Source organism: Nocardioides aromaticivorans (genome assembly GCF_013408525.1).
Taxonomy (GTDB): domain Bacteria; phylum Actinomycetota; class Actinomycetes; order Propionibacteriales; family Nocardioidaceae; genus Nocardioides; species Nocardioides aromaticivorans.
Window position 1 is genome coordinate 1943863 of record NZ_JACBZM010000001.1, and the last position, 18443, is coordinate 1962305.

Consider the following 18443-nt stretch of genomic DNA (forward strand, 5'->3'; position numbering starts at 1 on the left):
CTCGTGCTGATGCGACCGGCGGAGCTCGAGGCGATCCGCAAGGGCGAGGTCGACCTCGCGTTCCGCCGTTGGGACCGGCCGCGGGTGAAGGTCGGCACCCGGCTGCGCACGGCCGTGGGCCTGGTCGAGGTGGTCAGCGTCGAGCAGACCTCCCTGTCGGCGCTGCGGGCCGAGGACGCACGTCGTGCGGGCGCCGCCTCGCTCGGCGCCCTCAAGGACGCGCTCGCCCAGCGCGCCGAGCGCCCGGTCTTCCGCGTCGGCCTGCGCTACGCCGGCACCGACCCGCGCGAGACCCTGCGCGACGCGCTCCCCGACGCCGACGAGGTCCGCACCATCCTGGCCGGCCTCGACCGCCTCGACGCGGCGTCGCCGATCGGACCGTGGACGCGGACGACGCTGCGGATCATCGACCGCAACCCGGAGGTCCGTGCGCCCGAGCTGGCCGCCGAGCTGGACCGCCCGACCGCGGAGTTCAAGCGCGACGTCCGCAAGCTCAAGGAGCGCGGGCTGACCGAGTCGCTCGCGATCGGCTACCGGCTCTCGCCCCGGGGCGAGGTCGTGCTGGACCACGAGGACGGGCCGCGCGAGCGGGCGCCGCGGCGCGAGGGCCACCCGCTGCCGCGGACCATCGGCGCGCCGGCGACGCGGGCGCTGCGGGCCGTCGACGTACACACCCTCGAGGCGGTCAGCGGCTGGACCCGCCGCGACCTCGCCGCCCTGCACGGTGTCGGCCCGATCGCGCTCGACCGGCTCGAGGCGGCGCTGGCACAGCTGGGCCTGTCGTTCGCCTGAGGAGCCTGAGCAGCGGCGGCGGCGGGACCGCGTGACGTCCGGGACGTCATACGAAGCGGTCGCCCGGACGGCCCCTTCGCATGACGTCCGGCGACCCACCTCCGTGGCGGCCGGCGGACGTCATGCGAAGCGCGCGTGATGGCGCTCGATTCGTATGACGTCCCGGCGACACCACGGGCAGGGGCGCCGGCCGCTGGTCACCCCCGCGACGGTCCGGCCTCGACACAGGCGCCGACCGGCGCGGCCGGACCGGCCGGGTGGTCGTCGAGCGCGCCCGTCGCCCGGGACCGGCCGAGGTTCCACTCCAGCCAGTTGTCGCCGCCGGTCTCCCGTCCGCCGAGCGCGCAACGGCGCTCGTCGCCGGTGAGCTCGGTGAGCACCGGGACCGCGTCGTCGGAGAGCCCGGCGAGGTAGGTCCAGTCCACACGACCGGTCTCGGCGTACCGGTCGAGGTTGTGGCGGGCGATCCACGCGTCGGGGTTGGCGAGGGCCAGGCCGAGGAGGGCGACGGCCCCGCTGACCAGGGCGAAGCGCGGCAGCCAGCCGGAGCGCAGCGCCACACCGCTCACCAGCACCGCGAGCACGAGCAGCCCGAGCCAGCCCTCGAAGACGTCGACGAGCAGTCGCAGCCGGGTGAAGCCGTAGGCCTCCTGGTAGACCTGCATCCGGTGCAGCGCCGACGCCACGACCACCAGCGTCTCGACGCACAGCACGCCGAGGGCGAGCCGCAGCCAGAGCCGGTCGGACGCGGTCTCGCGCGACGCCTTGCGCCCGGCCGCCCAGATGACGAGCAGGGTCAGCGCGGTCGCGATGGTCAGCTGGGCGAAGCCCTCGTGGACGTACTCCGCATAGGTGAGTCCCGTCGTACGACGGAGGTAGTCGTGCCCGCCGAAGGCCACGGTCGCCTGCGCCGCGAAGAAGACCGCGAACACCCCGACGACGAAGCCGACCGGGACGAGCCACTCGTAGCGGCGCGCCACCGCACTGGTGCGGGAGCCCTCGCCGTCGACGCGCGGCGGGTTGAGCGCGAGGTACGCCGCCGCGAGGACCGTGCCCGCGACCGCGACGGAGACGAACGCCCGCAGCGCGAAGGTCTCGCGGGCCAGGTCGGGGACGACCGCGTCGAACCACTCCGCCACGAGCGCGTCGGCCGAGGCGAAGAGCGCACCGAAGACGACCAGGCCGCCGAGCGACCAGAGCGCCGTGCGCACCATCGCCATGCCGTGGCCCAGGCCGGGGAGCGCGGTCAGGGTGCGGCCCAGCCAGGGCAGGCCGCGCAGGCCGGCGAGCGGCCACATCAGCCCGGCGACGAGGAAGCCGCCGAGGCTGCGGCCGCGCGTCACGCCGCACACGCACAGCGCCGCACCGGCCAGCAGGCAGGGCACCACGATCCACTCCGCGTCGCGCAGCAGCGTCGTACCGGCGAGCAGGACGCAGAGGCCCGCGCACGCCAGCGTGAACGGGTCGCGCCGGTCCCGGCTCGCGGCCAGTACGACGCCGCCGGCGGCGAGGAGGACGAGGAAGGTGCCCAGGCCGAGGGCGCGGTCGGGCAGCAGCATCCCGCCCAGCACCCCGACGCCGAGGGCCCCGGCCAGGAGGCCGACCCGGGCGGGCACGTCGTCGGGCCAGAAGCCGACGAGCAGGTCGTCGGCGACCGGCGGGGCCGCCGCCGGGGCGGGGACGGGTGCGGGGACGACGGGCGGGGGTGCGGGCACGGCCTGCTCCTGGCTGCGTTCGGAGGTGGGGGGACGGGACGAAGGACGGGGCGAGGGCTCGAGGGGCAGGTCGACGACGACCCGTGCTCCCCCGGCTCCCGGGCCGGGATCGGCGAAGCCGATGGCACCGCCGTGCAGGTCGCTCACCCAGCGGGCGATGGCCAGGCCGAGGCCGGTCCCACCCCCGCCGGACGTGTCGCCGAGGGTGCCGAAGGGCTCGAAGACCCGCTCGCGGTCGGCCGGGTCGACGCCCGGCCCCGCGTCGCGGACCTCCACCCGGTAGCGGTCACCGCGGCGGGTCACGTCGATGGCGACCGTGCCGCCGGCCGGGCTGTGCCGGGAGGCGTTGTCGAGGAGGTTGGCGACCAGCTGGTGCAGCCGGGCGGGGTCGGCGGTGACCACCAGCGCCGGGGGCTCGACGCGGACGTCGTACCGGACGTCGCGCCCCGACGTGCGGGCCTCCGCGACCGCGGCGTCGATCAGCCCGGCCACGGCCACCGGCCGCGGAGCGAGCGGCGCCTTCCCGGCGTCGACCCGCGCCAGGTCGAGCAGGTCGTCGACGAGTCCGCTCATCCGCTCGGCCTGGGCGAGCGCCGTCCCGAGGGCCGCGGGGTCCTGCGGCGCGACCCCGTCGACGACGTTCTCCAGCACGGCTCGCAGGCCGGCGAGCGGGGTGCGCAGCTCGTGGCTGACGTTGGCGACCAGCTCACGGCGCTGCCGGTCCACCCCGGCCAGGTCGCGCGCCATCGTGTTGAAGGCGCGGGCGAGCTGGCCGACCTCGTCGCGCGACGTCTCGGCGATCCGGACGTCGTAGTCACCCCGCGCCATCTGCCGGGCGGCGCGCGTCATCTGGCGCAGCGGCGAGGTCATCCCCACCGCGAGCAGCTGGGTCAGCGCGAGCGCGAGGCCGATGGTGACCGGGATCCCCAGCCAGACCGGCACTCCTCCCGCGTTGCCCAGCGAGGCGACGACCGCCGCGACCGTCGAGCTGATGGCCACCAGCAGGCCGAGCTTGACCTTCAGCGAGGCGACCCGCGCCAGGGGCTCACTGCTCACGGTGCGGTCCCCGGCGCGTCCGTCTCGAGCGCGTAGCCCACGCCGTGGGCCGTGCGTACGACGCCCGGGCCGACCTTCGCGCGCAGCCCCTTCACGTGGCTGTCGACCGTGCGGGTGCCGGTCGCGCCGTCCCAGCCCCACACCTCGGCGAGCAGCTTCTCGCGGGTCACCACGGCACCGGGGGCGGCGGCGAGGCAGACCAGCAGGTCGAGCTCGGTCGGCGTCAGGTGCACCTCGGTCTCACCCCGCCAGACCCGCCGGGCCGGGACGTCGACCCGCAGGTCGCCGACCTGCAGCACTTCGCCGCGCGCGAGCGCCGCGGCCCGGTCGACACGGCGCAGCAGCGCGGAGACCCGGGCGACCAGCTCGCGCATCCGGAACGGCTTGATCAGGTAGTCGTCCGCGCCGACGCCGAGCCCGACGAGCAGGTCGGACTCCTCGGCGCGCGCCGTCAGCATCAGCACGGGCACCGGCCGGTCGACCTGGATCCGCCGGCAGACCTCGTGTCCGTCGAAGCCGGGCAGCATCACGTCGAGGACGACCGCGTCGGGGCGGTGCTCCGCGCACGCCGCGACCGCGCCCGGTCCGTCCCAGGCGCGCGCGACGTCGTACCCCTCGGCGACGAAGCGGTCGGACACGGCCTGGTTGATGACCGGGTCGTCCTCGACCACGAGGAGGCGGCGGCGTGCGCCGGCGAGGGGCCCGTTGCTCATGGTTCGAGGCTACGAGCGCCGGCCGCCGGGTTGTGGGGACGACGTGTGGAGGTTCTGTGCGGATCGCCCGGGGGCGCGCCGGACTCAGCCGGCGAGCAGCACCGGCATCAGCTCGACCACCTGGGCGCGCAGCTCGTCGAGCACGCCCTCGCGCCCGCAGAGGTAGGCCAGCAGCGCCTGCTGGAAGAGGCCGTCCAGCAGCCCGTAGGCCACCGACGGCAGCATCGCGGGCTCACGCCCGGCGAGCTCGGCGTAGGTGCTCACGACCCGCCAGATCATGTCCTCGAGGGTCTTGTCGATCTGCAGCACGGCCTCGCGCAGGGACTCCTCGAACATGCTCTGCGAGCGCAGGTCGTACCAGAGCCGGTGCATCGGCGCTTCCTCGACGATCGTCTCGACGAGCTTGTCGGCGAAGCCGGTGACCAGCTCGTCGGCGGTGGTCGCGTCGGCCACCACGCCGTCGTACCGGTGCACGCAGGTGGCCTTGTACTGCCGCACGCAGTAGACGATCAGCTCGAGCTTGTCGTGGAAGTAGTAGTGGACGACGCCGTGGGAGAACTCCGAGTTGTTCGCGATCTCGCGCAGGCTGGCGCGGGCGTAGCCGAGCTCGCCGAGGGTCCGCAGGGCGGAGTCGGCCAGTGCGCGGCGGCGCTCGTCGTGCTTGTCAGCAGGCGTACGACGAGCCGTGGCAGTCGTCATGGGGCCCGAGGCTACCGGCTCGGCGGCCCTTTGTGACCGGGTGACAAACAAAAATCTTGACGTTTGTCCAGAAAAGTCTTGACGACTGTCAAGGAGGAGGAGTTGTGTGGCCCACGTCACCCCCTGACACCCACGGGACACCCACCGACGAAGGAGTCGCACCCCATGACTGACCTCGAACTCGCCGGCCGCAAGGCGCTCGTCACCGGCGGCGCCCAGGGCCTGGGCAAGAAGTTCGCCGAGTACCTCACCGCCGCGGGCGCGACCGTCGTGGTCGCCGACCTGCAGGACGAGAAGGGCAAGGAGGTGGCCGAGTCCATCGGCGGCACCTTCGTCCACCTCGACGTCACCGACGACGCGTCGTGGGAGGCCGCGGTCGCCCAGGCGGTCAGCGAGGTCGGCGGGCTCGACATCCTCGTCAACAACGCCGGCATCGAGATCGCCAGCCTCTTCATCAACCTGGACCCCGACGTCGCGCGCCGGATCTTCGACGTCAACGTCGTCGGCACCTCCCTCGGCATCAAGCACGCCTTCCGGACCATGGGCCCCGGCGGCGCCGCGGGCAACGGCGGCTCGGTCATCAACGTCGCCTCGGTCGCCGCCCACATCGCCTTCCCGGCCCTGTCGCAGTACTCCGCCTCCAAGTCGGCCGTCGACCGGATCACCCGGATCGCCGCGATGGAGGCCGGCAAGCTCGGCCTCGGCGTCCGGGTCAACTGCGTCGCCCCCGGCCTGATCCCCAACGAGATGGGCGCGGGCCTGGCCAACGAGCTCACCGCCATGGGCCTCTTCGAGTCGGCCGAGGCCGCCGTCGGCCAGGTCGTCGAGCTCACGCCGTCGGGCGGGCTGGCCACCGAGGGGGACATCGCCGAGGCCGTCGTCTTCCTCGCCTCCGACCGCTCGAAGTTCATCAACGGCGTCGACCTGTCGGTCGACGGCGGCATGGGAATGTGAAGGAGACCCACCCATGAGCACCAAGCCCGTCATCGTCTACGGCGCCTCCGGCTACACCGGCCGCCTCATCTGCGAGTACCTCCGCGAGTTCGGCGTCCCCTTCGTGGCCGCCGGCCGCGACGAGGGCAAGCTCAAGGCCTCGATGGAGGCCCACGTCCCCGGCATCGAGACCGCGGACTACGAGATCGTCCAGGTCGACCACACCGTCGAGGCGCTCACCGAGCTCTTCCGCGGCGCGTCGGTCGTGTGCAACACGGTCGGCCCGTTCAGCAAGTACGGACCCGAGGTGGTCGAGGCCTGCCTCGCCGCCGGCACCCACTACCTCGACACCACCGGTGAGCAGGACTGGCTGGTCACCTGCGACGAGAAGTACGGCGCCGACTTCGCCGCCGCCGGCCTCCTCCTCTCCCCCGGCATCGCGCAGATGTACACGACCGGCGAGATCGCCGCGGAGCTGTGCCTGGAGAAGCCGGGCCTGGACACCCTCGACATCGCGGTGTTCTGGGGGGGATCCCCCACGATCGCCTCCACGCAGACCATCCTGGTCAACGCCGCGACGTCGAGGGCCCACTACCTGCAGCAGAACCAGTACGTCGAGTTCGACCCCACGCAGGGGCTCGTCTCGCTCGTCGTACCGGGGCAGCACGAGCTGGCGCTGTCGCTGCCGTGGGGCGGCACGTCCCACCCGGTCTGGTACCGCAAGGACCCGCGGGTCGCGAACTGCAAGGCACAGGGCGGCGTCTTCAACGCGGCGCTGATGAACGGCGTCCCGCAGATCGTGGCCGGCGCGCTCGAGGCGACCAAGGACATGAACGAGGAGGAGCGCGACCAGGCGCTCACCGCCACCGCGGCGCAGGTGATGAACCAGATGCCGCCGCGCGAGAACCCGCGGCTCAACAAGTCGCTCGACTCCGTGCACGCCTCGGGCCCGCTCGGCCGCGCGCACTGCGTCATCCACGGCAACCAGAACTACAAGCAGACCGGGCTCCTGCAGGCCTACGCGGCGTACTCGCTCCTGCAGCAGCCGCCGCTGCGGGTCGGGTTCGCCTCGGGCTGCAAGGCGTTCGGCCACCGCGAGCTGCTGGGCCAGCTGCGGGCGTTCGGCCTGGTCTCCGAGCCGGTCCTCACCGTGGAGGGCTGAGCCCGACATGACCAGACTGGTCGACTACCTGGACAAGGGGGCGTCGCTGGGGGGCGACGCGCCTTGCCTGGTCTGCGACGGGCGGACGTGGACGTACGACGAGGTGCGGGACCTCGCCGGACAGGTCGCGTCCGCCCTCGCAGGGCGGGGCGTCCGGCCCGGCGACAAGGTCGCCATCCTGTCCTCGAACGACCCGGTGGCCTTCACCTGCGTCTTCGGGATCAGCCGGGCCGGCGCCGTCTGGTGCCCGATCAACCCGCGCAACGAGGCCGACGAGAACCGCGAGCTGCTCGACCTCTTCGACTGCTCGGTGCTGATCTTCAAGGCCGCGTACGCCGACCTGGTGGACCGGATCCGCGGCGACCTGCCGAAGGTCACCACGCTGGTCTGCCTCGACGCCGACGTGGACTGGGCGCTGGGCTGGGAGGAGTTCCTGGCCACCCCGGTGGTCGAGGAGGTTGCGCAGCAACCGTCACGAGACCCCCGGGCCGAGGACGACCTCGCCCTCATCGTCGGCACCGGCGGCACCACCGGCCGGCCCAAGGGCGTGATGCTCACCGGCGCCAACATCGAGACGATGACGGCGCTGACCCTCATCGGCTACCCGTGGCCCGACCGGCCGGCGCGGCCGACGTACCTCGCCCTGGCGCCGCTCACCCACGCGGCGGGCGTGCTCTGCTTCCCCGTGCTGACCCAGGGCGGCTCGATCGTCGTCATGCGGCAGCCGGACGTGGCGGGCTTCCTGGCCAACGTGGCGGAGCACCGGGTGACGCACACCTTCCTGCCGCCGACGCTGATCTACATGGTGCTCGACCACCCGGACCTGGAGAGAACGGACCTGAGCAGCCTCCAGTGCTTCTGGTACGGCGCCGCGCCCATGTCGGCGAAGCGGCTGGAGGAGGCGCTCACCCGCATCGGTCCGGTGATGGCGCAGCTCTTCGGCCAGACCGAGGCACCGATGATGATCTCCACGATGGCGCCGGCGGACCACTTCCGCGCCGACGGGAGCATCGCCCACGAACGGCTGTCATCGGCGGGGCGTCCTGCACCGCTGGTGACGGTCTCCATCATGGACGGCGACGGCCGCGCCCTGCCCCAGGGCGAGCGCGGCGAGATCGTCGTGCGCAGCTCGCTGGTGATGCGCGGCTACTACAGGAACCCGGAGGCGACGGCCGAGGCGTCGGCGCACGGCTGGCACCACACCGGCGACATCGGGTTCCTCGACGAGGAGGGCTTCCTCCACATCGTCGACCGCGCGAAGGACATGGTGATCACCGGCGGGTTCAACGTCTACTCCACCGAGGTCGAGCAGGCCCTGATGGCGCACCCCGCCGTCGCGGACTGCGCGGTCGTCGGCCTGCCCGACGAGAAGTGGGGCGAGCGCCTCACCGCCGTGCTGCAGCTGCGGCCCGGCCAGTCCGTCGAGGTCGGCGAGGTGCAGGCGTTCGTCAAGGAGCGGATCGGGAGCGTGAAGACACCGAAGCAGGTCGAGGTCTGGCCGGACCTGCCGCGGTCGAAGGTCGGCAAGGTGCTGAAGACGGAGGTGAAGGCACAGCTGGCCGGCGCGGGGGCCTAGGAGAGGACCCCACCTAGACTCGGGAGCGATGTCGTCCCCCTCGCTCCCGAGTCGCCTCCCCGGCCTCGGCGCCCGCCTCCTGGTGACGGTCGCCGCGCTGGCCGGGCTGTTCGCGATGCACGGGCTGGCCGACCACCAGATGCCGTCGGCGCCCATCGCGGCCGCCGCCACGGCGGCGACGGACCACGGCGGGCACCACGAGCCCGAGCCGGGCATCCCGGCCTCGCACGGCGCCGCCGAGCTCTGCCTAGCCCTGCTGGGCCTGGCCTTCGTGCTGGTCGTGGCGCTCACGCGCGGGGGCGTGCTCCTCCGCCCGTCCCGCGGTACGACGACCCGCTGGAGCGCGCTCGCCCCGCGCGCCCGCTTCCGCGACCCACCCGACCTGTTCGGTCTCTCCGTCCAGCGCTGCTGAGCGACGGGTGCCACCCGGGCGACGTCCGTCGTCCGGCGGCCCACGCCTGCCCACCAGCACGAGAGCACCCGGAAGAGAGACCGATGAACGACAGCACCCTTCGACGTACCGCCGCCGCGATCACCGCGACGGCCCTCGCCCTGGCCCTCACGGCCTGCGGCTCCGATGACGGCGGCCACGACGGCCACGGCTCCGACGCGAGCGCCGTCCAGACCGCCCGCAACGGCGACGAGTTCAACCAGGCCGACGTGGACTTCGCGACCGCGATGATCCCGCACCACGCGCAGGCCGTGCAGATGGCGAACCTCGCCGCCGACCGGCCGCTGCCGGACGAGCTGCGCACCCTGGTCGACGGCGTCCACACCACGCAGGTCGCGGAGGTGGAGACGATGGTGACCTGGCTGACCGACTGGGGCGAGGAGATCCCCGAGACCTCGATGGACCACGTCAACGGCGGCCACGGCGACGACATGGACGACATGAGCGACATGGACCACGGCGACGAGATGCCCGGGATGATGTCGGCCGAGGAGATGACCGAGCTCGCGCAGGCCTCCGACGCGGACTTCCCCGAGCTCTGGATGAGGATGATGGTCGAGCACCACGAGGGCGCGATCGAGATGGCCGAGACCGAGCAGGACGACGGCCACTTCCCGGACGCCGTCGACCTCGCCGGCGCGATCATCGAGGCCCAGCGCGCGGAGATCGCGACGATGCAGGACCTGCTCGCGGACTGATCAGCCCGTCGTACCGGACCCATTGGCTGCGATCTCGGCCAGTTCCGAGCCATTGGGTCCGGTACGACCTGCAGGGGGTGGGCCTTCCGCACGGCGTCGGCAGAGCACCGGGTCAGTGTCGGCGGACCTGCCCGGCGCTGACCCCGAAGCGCCGGCGGAACGACTGCGAGAAGTACGACGCCGAGGTGAACCCGCAGCGCGCCGCGACGTCGACGGTCCGCTCGCCGCGGCCCGTGGCGAGCAGGGCGTGGGCCAGGTCGAGCCGTCGCGCGAGGATCTGCCGCGGGACGCTCGTCCCGGCGTCGGCGAAGACGCGCGAGAGGTGGCGCTCGCTGATGCCGACGCCCGCGGCGACGTCCGCCGCGCACAGCTGCGGGTCGGTCAGGTGGTCGTCGATGAAGGAGCGCGCGGCGACGCGGTGGGCGAGCGTGGGCGATGACCGGTCACCGGTCGCCAGCACCGACACCAGCTCGAGGACCGCGCTCTCGTCGGCGGCCACCGGCACCTCCGCGGCGACGGCGCGGCCGACCAGCCGGACCAGCGCCCGGGCGTAGGGATCCGCGTCCTGGCCACCGGCGTCGACCACGACCGGGCCGGCCAGCGACGTGAACCCCGTCGTCTCGGCGAAGGCGGCCCGCGGCACCTTCACCGCGAGCTCCTCGAGGCCGTGGCCGAAGCCGCGGACCAGCGGGCGGTCGACGTCGCAGAGCAGCAGCTGTCCCGGCCGTACGACGAACCGCCGGCCGTCGTGCTCGACGAGGGCCTCGCCGCGCAGGGCGGCGTACGCGACGATCGCGTCGGCCGGCCGCTCGGCCACCATCGCGGCGTCGCGGGAGACGGCGTGCGGGGTGCCCGTGACCAGGGCGAGGTGCACCCGGTCCACCTGCAGGTTGACCTCGCGGGCGTGGAACGGGCCGTCCGGCAGGGAGCAGGCCAGCTCGACGAGGAGGTCGGCGTTGTGCTGCTCCCAGTCCGCGACGCGGGTGCGCCCCTCGTCGTCGTCGACGACGAAGGTGCGGAGCTCGGACACCGCCCTCATGCATGAATGATGACACGTCAACCACTTGCGCGGAAGAGGTGCGCATTTCCGCCATCGACCGCCGCGACTGTGGCGGCCGCCACACCCCGCGGTTCATCGTCGGGCCATGGCTGAATTCAACGACGGGATCGACGAGACCGCGCTGCCGGCCGTCGAGGACGTGGTCGAGACCGACGTGCTCGTCGTCGGCTCCGGACCGGGCGGGGCCTCCGCGGCCCTGTTCCTGAGCTCGCTGGGTGTCGCGAACATCATGATCACCAAGTACCGCTGGACCGCGAACACCCCGCGCGCCCACATCACCAACCAGCGGGCGATGGAGATCTTCCGCGACCTCGGCATCGAGGACCAGGTGCTCGCGGACGCCACGCCCCACGAGCTGTGCGGCGACACCGTGTTCTGCACCAGCATCGCCGGCGAGGAGATCGGCCGGATCCGCACGTGGGGCACGCGGCCCGACCGCGAGGCCGACTACCAGCTCGCGTCGCCGTGCCTGACCGTCGACATCCCGCAGACCTATCTCGAGCCGATCCTGGTCAGGAACGCCACCGAGCGCGGCACCCAGGCCCGCTTCTCCACCGAGTACCTCTCCCACGTGCAGGACGGCGACAAGGTCGACGTCCGCGTGCGCGACCGGCTCACCGGGCACGAGTACACGATCCGCTGCCGTTACCTGATCGGCGCCGACGGCGCCCGGTCGCGGGTCGCGGCCGACATCGACCTGCCCTACGAGGGCGCCATGGACATCGCGGGGTCCATGAACATCACCTTCAAGGCCGACATCAGCGCGTACGTCGACCACCGGCCCTCCGTCCTCTACTGGGTGATCCAGCCGGGCTCCAACGTCGGCGGGATCGGCACCGGGCTGGTCCGGATGGTCCGGCCCTGGGACGAGTGGCTGATCGTCTGGGGCTACGACATCAACGACGAGCCGCCGCACCTCGACGACGCCGAGGCCGCCCGGATCGTGCGGGACCTGCTCGGCATGCCCGACCTCGAGCCGGAGATCACCGGCCACTCGCTGTGGGGCGTCAACGAGATGTACGCGACCCACCTCCAGGCGGGCCGGGTCTTCTGCGTCGGCGACGCCGTGCACCGCCACCCGCCGAGCAACGGCCTCGGCTCCAACACCTCGGTCCAGGACTCCTACAACCTCGCCTGGAAGATCGCGGCGGTGCTGGACGGGCACGCGGACCCCTCGCTCCTGGAGAGCTACTCCGAGGAGCGCGCCCCGGTCGCGAAGCGGATCGTCCTGCGGGCGAACCAGAGCGCCCGGGAGTTCTCGGAGATCTTCGACGCGCTCGGCATCACCGGCATGACGGACCCGGTCGCGATGGCGGCCGCGATCGAGCAGCGCAAGGACGCCACCCCCGAGGGCGCGGCCCGGCGGGCCGCCCTCGTCACGGCGATGGACCGCAAGAACTACGAGTTCAACGCCCACGGCGTCGAGCTCGGGCAGTTCTACGAGTCCCGCGCGATCGTGTCCGACGGCACCCGGCCGGCGCCCAGCCCCGACGCCGACCTCTACCACGTGATGTCGACGTCGCCGGGGGCCCACCTGCCGCACGCCTGGGTCGGCGACAACCGGACCAAGCTGGCGATGATGGACCTGGCGCCGTACGACCGGTGGACGCTCATCACCGGCATCGCCGGCGCGGCCTGGGCCACGGCCGCCGACAAGGTCGCGGCCGAGCTCGGGGTGCCCCTGGCCACGGTGGTGATCGGCCCCGGCCAGCAGGTCACCGACCTCTACTACGACTGGTCGAAGCTGCGCGAGGTCGAGGAGGGCGGCGCCCTGCTGGTGCGCCCGGACAAGCACGTCGCGTGGCGCTCGCTCGACCTCGTCGAGGATCCCACCGACGCCCTGCGGACCGCGCTGCGCCACGTGCTGGGCAGGCAGTCGTGAGCTGGACCCACGACACCCTCGGCCAACGGGTGCGGATGGCGACCGGCACCGCCGCGGAGGCGCTGGCCGAGGAGGTCGACCGGCTCGGCGCCCGACGCGTCATGGTGGTCGCCGGCCCGGCCGAGGCCTCCCTCGCCGCGACCGTCACCGCGGGACTGCCGGTCGCGCTGCGCCACGACGAGGTCGTCATGCACGTCCCCGTCGAGGTTGCCGAGCGGGCCCGGGAGGCCGCCACGGCGGCCGCGGTGGACGCGGTCGTCACCGTCGGCGGCGGCTCCACGACCGGGCTGGGCAAGGCGGTGGCGCTCACCAGCGGCCTGCCGCTGCTCGCCGTCCCCACCACCTACGCCGGGTCGGAGGCGACCGACGTCTGGGGGCTCACCGAGGGGGCGGTCAAGACGACCGGCTCCGACCTGCGCGTCCTCCCCCGCACCGTCGTGTACGACGCCACGCTGCTGACCGGGCTGCCCCGGCACCTGTCGGTGGCGAGCGGCCTGAACGCCCTGGCGCACTGCGTGGACTCGCTGTGGGCGCCCCGGGCCGACCCGGTCAATGCTGCCCTGGCCGGCGAGGGCGCCCGCGCGCTGGCCGCCGGCCTCCCGGCGGTCGCCGCGGACCCGGACGACCTGAGGGCCCGCGAGCTGACCATCCAGGGCGCCTACCTCGCCGCGGTGTCCTTCGCCTCCGCCGGCTCCGGCCTGCACCACAAGATCTGCCACGTGCTCGGCGGGCGCTACGACCTGCCGCACGCGGAGACCCACGCCACCGTGCTGCCCCACGTGCTGGCGCTCAACGCACCGCAGGCCCCGGCCGCCGACGAGCGGCTCGCGGCGGCCTTCGGCTCACCCACCGGGCTGGCCGGGCTGCAACGGCTGCGCGCCGAGCTCGATGCACCGCGTGCGCTGCGCGACCACGGCTTCCGCGAGGAGGACATCCCGGACGCGGTGGCGGCGGTGCTGCCCGTCGTACCACCCTCGAACCCGACGCCCGTCACCACCGAGAACCTCACCGCCCTGCTCCGCGCGGTGTGGGAAGGAGCGGATCCCTCATGAGCACGCCCCAGGCCACCGAGCAGCAGGCCCGCGAGCAGGACCTCGTCAACCGCGTCGTCCGCTCCTTCGACGACACCCCCGACCCTCGGCTCAAGGACGTCATGCAGGCGCTCACCCGGCACCTGCACGCCTTCCTGCGCGAGGTCCGCCCGACCGAGGCGGAGTGGCAGGCGGGGATCGACTTCCTCACCGCCGCGGGGCACATCACCGACGACCGGCGCCAGGAGTTCATCCTGCTCTCCGACGTGCTCGGCGCGTCCATGCAGACGATCGCGATCAACAACGAGGCGTACGGCGACGCGACCGAGGCCACCGTGTTCGGGCCGTTCTTCGTCGACGGCTCGCCGCGGGTCGAGGCCGGGGGCGACATCGCGCAGGGCGCGGCCGGCGAGCCCTGCTGGGTGGAGGGGACGGTCACCGACACCGACGGCCGGCCGGTCGTGGGCGCGCGGATCGAGGTCTGGGAGGCCGACGACGACGGCTTCTACGACGTCCAGTACGACGACGACCGCACCGCCGCCCGCGCGCACCTGCTGAGCGGCCCGGACGGGAGCTACTCGTTCTGGGCGATCACGCCGACGCCGTACCCGATCCCGCACGACGGTCCGGTGGGCCGCATGCTCGCGGCCACCGGCCGGTCGCCGATGCGCGCGTCCCACCTGCACTTCATGGTGACCGCGCCCGGGCTCCGGACGCTGGTCACGCACATCTTCGTGGAGGGCGACGAGCTGCTCGACCGGGACTCCGTGTTCGGCGTGAAGGACTCGCTGGTCAAGCGCTTCGACCGGCAGCCGGCCGGCACAGCAGCACCCGGCGGCCGCGAGGTCGACGGGACGTGGTCACGGGTCCGCTTCGACATCGTGCTCGCCCCGGCCTGAGAAAAACCGCGCCGGCCGTGTCACACCCGTGGCACGGCCGGTGTCTCCATGGCATGACCACCTCAGGAACCAGCCAGGGAGACACGATGACCACCACCCGCATCCCCGCCGTCCCGATCACCGGCCTCTATGGAGCGCTCGTCAAGAAGTTCGCCGACAAGATGTTCGGCCGCGTACCCGAGTCGCTCGGCGTCATGTGGCACCACCTGCCGGCCCTCAAGGCGAGCATGGCCTACGGCCAGAAGCTGCAGAAGTGGGACGAGTGCGACGAGACGCTCAAGACCTACGCCCACATGACGGTCGCCTCGCTCATCGGCTGCTCGTGGTGCCTCGACTTCAACTACTTCATGTCCCGCGACAAGGGCCTCGACGAGGAGAAGGCGCGCCAGGTCCCGAACTGGCGCGCCGCCACGGTCTTCTCGCCGCTCGAGCGCCAGGTGATGGAGTACGCCGAGGCGGCGAGCATGACCCCGCCCGAGGTCACCGACGAGATGGTCGCGCCGCTGCTGGCCGCGCTGGGCCCGGCGGGCCTGCTCGAGCTGACCAGCGTGATCGGGTTCGCCAACCTGACGACGCGCTCCAACGTCGCGCTCGGCATCGAGTCCGAGGGCTTCGCATCGGCCTGCGGCATGAAGCCGCTCGCCGAGCGCCCCGCCGACCGCGCCGCCGTAGGCTCGCCGGCATGACCTCTCGGGACGCCGATCCCTTCGTCACCCACCGCAACCTGCTCTTCACCGTCGCCTACGAGATGCTCGGCTCCGCCGCCGACGCCGAGGACGTGGTGCAGGAGACCTGGTTGCGGTGGGCGGCGGTGGACCACGCGGAGATCCAGGAGCCCCGCGCCTACTTGGTCCGCATCGTCACCCGCCAGGCCCTCAACCGGCTCCGGACGCTGTCCCGCCGGCGCGAGGACTATGTCGGCGAGTGGCTCCCCGAGCCGCTGCTGACGGCGCCCGACGTCGCCGAGGACGTCGAGCTCGCGGAGAGCGTGTCGATGGCGATGCTGACGGTGCTCGAGACCCTCGGCCCGACCGAGCGCGCCGTGTTCGTGCTGCGCGAGGTCTTCGACATGCCGTACGACGAGATCGCCACCGCCGTCGGCAAGACGTCGGCCGCGGTGCGCCAGATCGCGCTCCGGGCGCGCAACCACGTCGCCTCCCGCAGGCCCCGGCACGACGTCGACCGCGTCGAGCAGCAGGCGGTCGTGGAGCGGTTCCTGGCCGCCGTACAGACCGGCGACCTGCAGGCGCTGATGGACGCGATGGCGCCCGACATCCTGCTGCGTGCCGACGGCGGCGGCATCGCGCAGGCGATCCGCAAGCCGCTCTCCGGCTCGGAGCCCGTGGCCCGCCTGCTCGCGAACTTCACCGTCTTCGCGCCCGACGGCGTGCTCGACCTGGTCTGGCTCAACGGCGCGCCCGCCGCGCTGATCCGGGCGAAGGGCGAGCTGACCGCGGTCAGCTTCGGCTTCGAGAACGGCCTGATCAGCAACCTGTACGTCGTCCGCAACCCGCACAAGCTGACCGCGCTCGACAGCGAGGCCCGGCTGAGCCGGGAGTCCTGAGCCGGGAGGCCTGAGCCGGGCGTTGGGGTTTGCGTCATACGTTCCGGTCGCCCCAGCGACCACTTCGTATGACGTCCCCGACCCTGACCGGCGGAACCACCGCTGTCGGGGTTTGCGTCATACGTTCCGGTCGCCCCAGCGACCACTTCGCATGACGTCCCCGACCGCACCCGGCGGACCCAGCCGCCGTTGGGGTTTGCGTCATACGTTCCGGTCGCCCGGGCGACCACTTCGCATGACGTCCCCGACCGCACCCGGTCAGATCACCCTTGCGCCCGCGCGCCATGCTGGACCCATGCGCGCCGTGATGCACCACGAGTTCGGAGACCCGGCTGAGGTCCTCACCGTCGAGGACGTGGAGGTCCCCCAGCCGGGACCGGGCGAGGTGCGGGTCCGGACCCTGCTCGCCGCGATCCACAACCACGACCTGTGGACCATCCGCGGTTCCTACGGCTTCAAGCCCGAGCTGCCGGCCCGCGCCGGTACCGAGGCGGTCGGCGTCGTCGAGGCGCTCGGCGAGGGCGTCGAGCACCTGGCGGTGGGCCAGCGGGTCGCCAGCGGTGGCACCTTCGGCGCGTGGGCGGAGGAGTTCGTCGCCCGCGCCGGCGGCCTGATCCCCGTCCCGGACGGGGTCCCCGACGAGGTCGCGGCCCAGCTGGTGTCCATGCCGTTCAGCGCGATCAGCCTGCTCGAGTCGCTCGACCTGCAGCCCGGCGACTGGATCGTGCAGAACGCCGCCAACGGCGCGGTCGGCCGGATGGTCGCCCAGCTGGGCAAGGCCCGCGGCGTCAACGTGATCGGCCTCGTGCGTCGTACCGCCGGCGTCGCGGAGCTCGCCGCCCACGACATCGACCGCATCGTCGCGACCGACACCGACGACTGGGCCGACCAGGTCCGCGCGATCGCCGGCGACGCCCCGATCAAGGTCGGCGTCGACTCCGTCGGCGGCAAGGCCAGCGGTGAGGTGATGTCGCTGCTGGCCGAGAACGGCGTGCTCGTCGTCTTCGGCGCGATGCAGTCGCCCACGATGGAGATCAGCTCCGGCGACGTGATCTTCAAGCAGGCCACGGTACGGGGGTTCTGGGGCTCGACGGTCAGCCGGACCATGCCGGCCGAGCAGCGCCGCGCCCTCTTCGGCGAGCTGATCCAGCGGATCTCCGAGGGCTCGCTCACCCTGCCGGTCGACACCGTCTACTCGTTCGACGAGGTGCGCACCGCGGCCGCGGCGAACTTCGAGCCGGGGCGGTCGGGGAAGATCCTGCTGCGGCCGTAGGCGCCCCTCCTCCCCCGGCGCGCGTCGGGACGTCATACGAACCGGTCGCCCGAGCGCTCGACTCGTATGACACAAACCCCACGACGCCCCCGGCGGCCCTCGGACGTCATACGAACCGGTCGCCCCAGCGCTCGACTCGTATGACGCAAACCCCACCCAACCCCAGCGGCCCCCGGACGTCATACGAACCGGTCGCCCCAGCGCTCGACTCGTATGACGCAAACCCCACCCGACCCCGACGGCCCCCGGACGACCAAGCCGTCAGGAATCGAGAAGCACCCCACCCCCGGCCGCACCTAGCGTCGGGGACATGAACATCGAGTCCCTCACCATCGAGGCCGCCGACCCGGCCGCCGCCCGTGACTTCCACGCCGCCGCCTTCGGCCCCGACCTGCCGCTGCGGTTCCGCACCTCCGACGCCCCGACCGAGGGCTTCCGGGGGTTCCACATCTCCCTGACCATGGCCCAGCCGGCCGACGTCGACGCGATCGCCGCCACCGCGATCGCGGCCGGGGCCGAGGTGGTCAAGCCGGTCACGAAGTCCTTGTGGGGTTACGGCGGCGTGCTGCGCGCGCCCGACGGCACGATCTGGAAGGTCGTCAGCGCCTCGAAGAAGGACAAGGGCCCGGCCAGCCGGGCGATCGAGGGCATCGTGCTGCTCATCGGTGCCGACGACGTCCTGGCGGGCAAGGCCCACTACGTCGAGCGTGGGTTCCGCGTGGCCAAGAGCTTCGGCCGGAAGTACGTCGAGTTCGAGCCCGCCGGCGGTCGGGTGACCCTCGGACTGCTCGGCCGGAAGGCGCTCGCCAAGGACGCCGGCGTGCCCATGGCGGGCAGCGGATCGCACCGGATTGTGCTCAACGGTGGGGGTTCTGCCGTCACCGACCCCGACGGATTCGCCTGGGAGCCGGCGTCCGTCACCGCCTGACGACCCTCGGG

General features: G+C 72.9%; 17 protein-coding genes. 13 read left to right on the forward strand and 4 right to left on the reverse strand.

Annotated elements, in window-relative coordinates:
* Nucleotides 1-3 precede the first annotated feature (3 nt).
* Nucleotides 4-792, forward strand: a complete 789-nt coding sequence (locus tag BJ993_RS09130) for a hypothetical protein (RefSeq protein ID WP_179648510.1) — start codon at nucleotides 4-6, stop codon at nucleotides 790-792.
* A gap of 197 nt (nucleotides 793-989) precedes the next feature.
* On the opposite strand, the gene BJ993_RS09135 is transcribed toward BJ993_RS09130, so the two are convergent.
* From BJ993_RS09135 to BJ993_RS09145, 3 genes are all read right to left on the reverse strand, one after another.
* Nucleotides 990-3563, reverse strand: coding sequence for a DUF4153 domain-containing protein (locus BJ993_RS09135; protein WP_179648511.1), 2574 nt, complete (start codon nucleotides 3561-3563; stop codon nucleotides 990-992).
* Nucleotides 3560-4276, reverse strand: a complete 717-nt coding sequence (locus BJ993_RS09140) for a response regulator (protein WP_179648512.1) — start codon at nucleotides 4274-4276, stop codon at nucleotides 3560-3562. Before BJ993_RS09140 ends, BJ993_RS09135 begins: the two co-directional genes overlap by 4 nt.
* 84 nt (nucleotides 4277-4360) lie before the next feature.
* The gene (locus BJ993_RS09145) at nucleotides 4361-4975 is read right to left on the reverse strand and encodes a TetR/AcrR family transcriptional regulator (protein ID WP_036544052.1); all 615 of its coding nucleotides are present in this window, start codon (nucleotides 4973-4975) and stop codon (nucleotides 4361-4363) included.
* Nucleotides 4976-5140: 165 nt separating this feature from the next.
* Here BJ993_RS09145 and BJ993_RS09150 point away from each other — a divergent pair, with 165 nt between their 5' ends.
* From BJ993_RS09150 to BJ993_RS09170, 5 genes are all read left to right on the forward strand, one after another.
* Complete coding sequence (locus BJ993_RS09150; RefSeq protein WP_179648513.1) at nucleotides 5141-5929, forward strand: SDR family NAD(P)-dependent oxidoreductase; 789 nt, start codon at nucleotides 5141-5143, stop codon at nucleotides 5927-5929.
* A 13-nt stretch (nucleotides 5930-5942) separates the two neighbouring features.
* Complete coding sequence (locus BJ993_RS09155; RefSeq protein ID WP_179648514.1) at nucleotides 5943-7070, forward strand: DUF5938 domain-containing protein; 1128 nt, start codon at nucleotides 5943-5945, stop codon at nucleotides 7068-7070.
* 7 nt (nucleotides 7071-7077) lie between these two features.
* The gene (locus BJ993_RS09160) at nucleotides 7078-8646 is read left to right on the forward strand and encodes an acyl-CoA synthetase (RefSeq protein WP_179648515.1); all 1569 of its coding nucleotides are present in this window, start codon (nucleotides 7078-7080) and stop codon (nucleotides 8644-8646) included.
* 28 nt (nucleotides 8647-8674) lie between these two features.
* Nucleotides 8675-9058, forward strand: coding sequence for a DUF6153 family protein (locus tag BJ993_RS09165; protein WP_179648516.1), 384 nt, complete (start codon nucleotides 8675-8677; stop codon nucleotides 9056-9058).
* Nucleotides 9059-9141: 83 nt separating this feature from the next.
* Nucleotides 9142-9795, forward strand: a complete 654-nt coding sequence (locus BJ993_RS09170; RefSeq protein WP_179648517.1) for a DUF305 domain-containing protein — start codon at nucleotides 9142-9144, stop codon at nucleotides 9793-9795.
* 112 nt (nucleotides 9796-9907) lie between these two features.
* Here BJ993_RS09170 and BJ993_RS09175 read toward each other — a convergent pair whose 3' ends face one another.
* Nucleotides 9908-10834 carry a helix-turn-helix domain-containing protein gene (locus tag BJ993_RS09175; RefSeq protein ID WP_179648518.1) on the reverse strand — a complete coding sequence of 309 codons (927 nt, stop codon included), beginning with the start codon at nucleotides 10832-10834 and terminating at the stop codon, nucleotides 9908-9910.
* A 106-nt stretch (nucleotides 10835-10940) separates the two neighbouring features.
* Between BJ993_RS09175 and BJ993_RS09180 the strand changes: the two genes are divergently transcribed.
* From BJ993_RS09180 to BJ993_RS09210, 7 genes are all read left to right on the forward strand, one after another.
* A complete protein-coding gene (locus BJ993_RS09180; protein WP_179648519.1) occupies nucleotides 10941-12737 on the forward strand; it encodes an FAD-dependent oxidoreductase in 1797 nt (598 codons plus the stop codon).
* On the forward strand, nucleotides 12734-13789 hold the full coding sequence (locus BJ993_RS09185) for a maleylacetate reductase (protein ID WP_179648520.1): 1056 nt from the start codon (nucleotides 12734-12736) through the stop codon (nucleotides 13787-13789). Before BJ993_RS09180 ends, BJ993_RS09185 begins: the two co-directional genes overlap by 4 nt.
* Nucleotides 13786-14667 carry a hydroxyquinol 1,2-dioxygenase gene (locus BJ993_RS09190; RefSeq protein WP_179648521.1) on the forward strand — a complete coding sequence of 294 codons (882 nt, stop codon included), beginning with the start codon at nucleotides 13786-13788 and terminating at the stop codon, nucleotides 14665-14667. The genes BJ993_RS09185 and BJ993_RS09190 overlap by 4 nt, the downstream gene beginning before the upstream one ends.
* A gap of 86 nt (nucleotides 14668-14753) precedes the next feature.
* The gene (locus BJ993_RS09195; RefSeq protein WP_179648522.1) at nucleotides 14754-15353 is read left to right on the forward strand and encodes a carboxymuconolactone decarboxylase family protein; all 600 of its coding nucleotides are present in this window, start codon (nucleotides 14754-14756) and stop codon (nucleotides 15351-15353) included.
* Nucleotides 15350-16231 carry an RNA polymerase sigma-70 factor gene (locus BJ993_RS09200; RefSeq protein ID WP_179648523.1) on the forward strand — a complete coding sequence of 294 codons (882 nt, stop codon included), beginning with the start codon at nucleotides 15350-15352 and terminating at the stop codon, nucleotides 16229-16231. The genes BJ993_RS09195 and BJ993_RS09200 overlap by 4 nt, the downstream gene beginning before the upstream one ends.
* A 295-nt stretch (nucleotides 16232-16526) precedes the next feature.
* Nucleotides 16527-17504 (forward strand): zinc-binding dehydrogenase, encoded by a 978-nt coding sequence (locus BJ993_RS09205; protein ID WP_179648524.1) that lies wholly within the window; start codon nucleotides 16527-16529, stop codon nucleotides 17502-17504.
* Between the two features lie 310 nt (nucleotides 17505-17814).
* Complete coding sequence (locus BJ993_RS09210; protein WP_179648525.1) at nucleotides 17815-18432, forward strand: VOC family protein; 618 nt, start codon at nucleotides 17815-17817, stop codon at nucleotides 18430-18432.
* The last annotated feature ends 11 nt before the right edge of the window (nucleotides 18433-18443 follow it).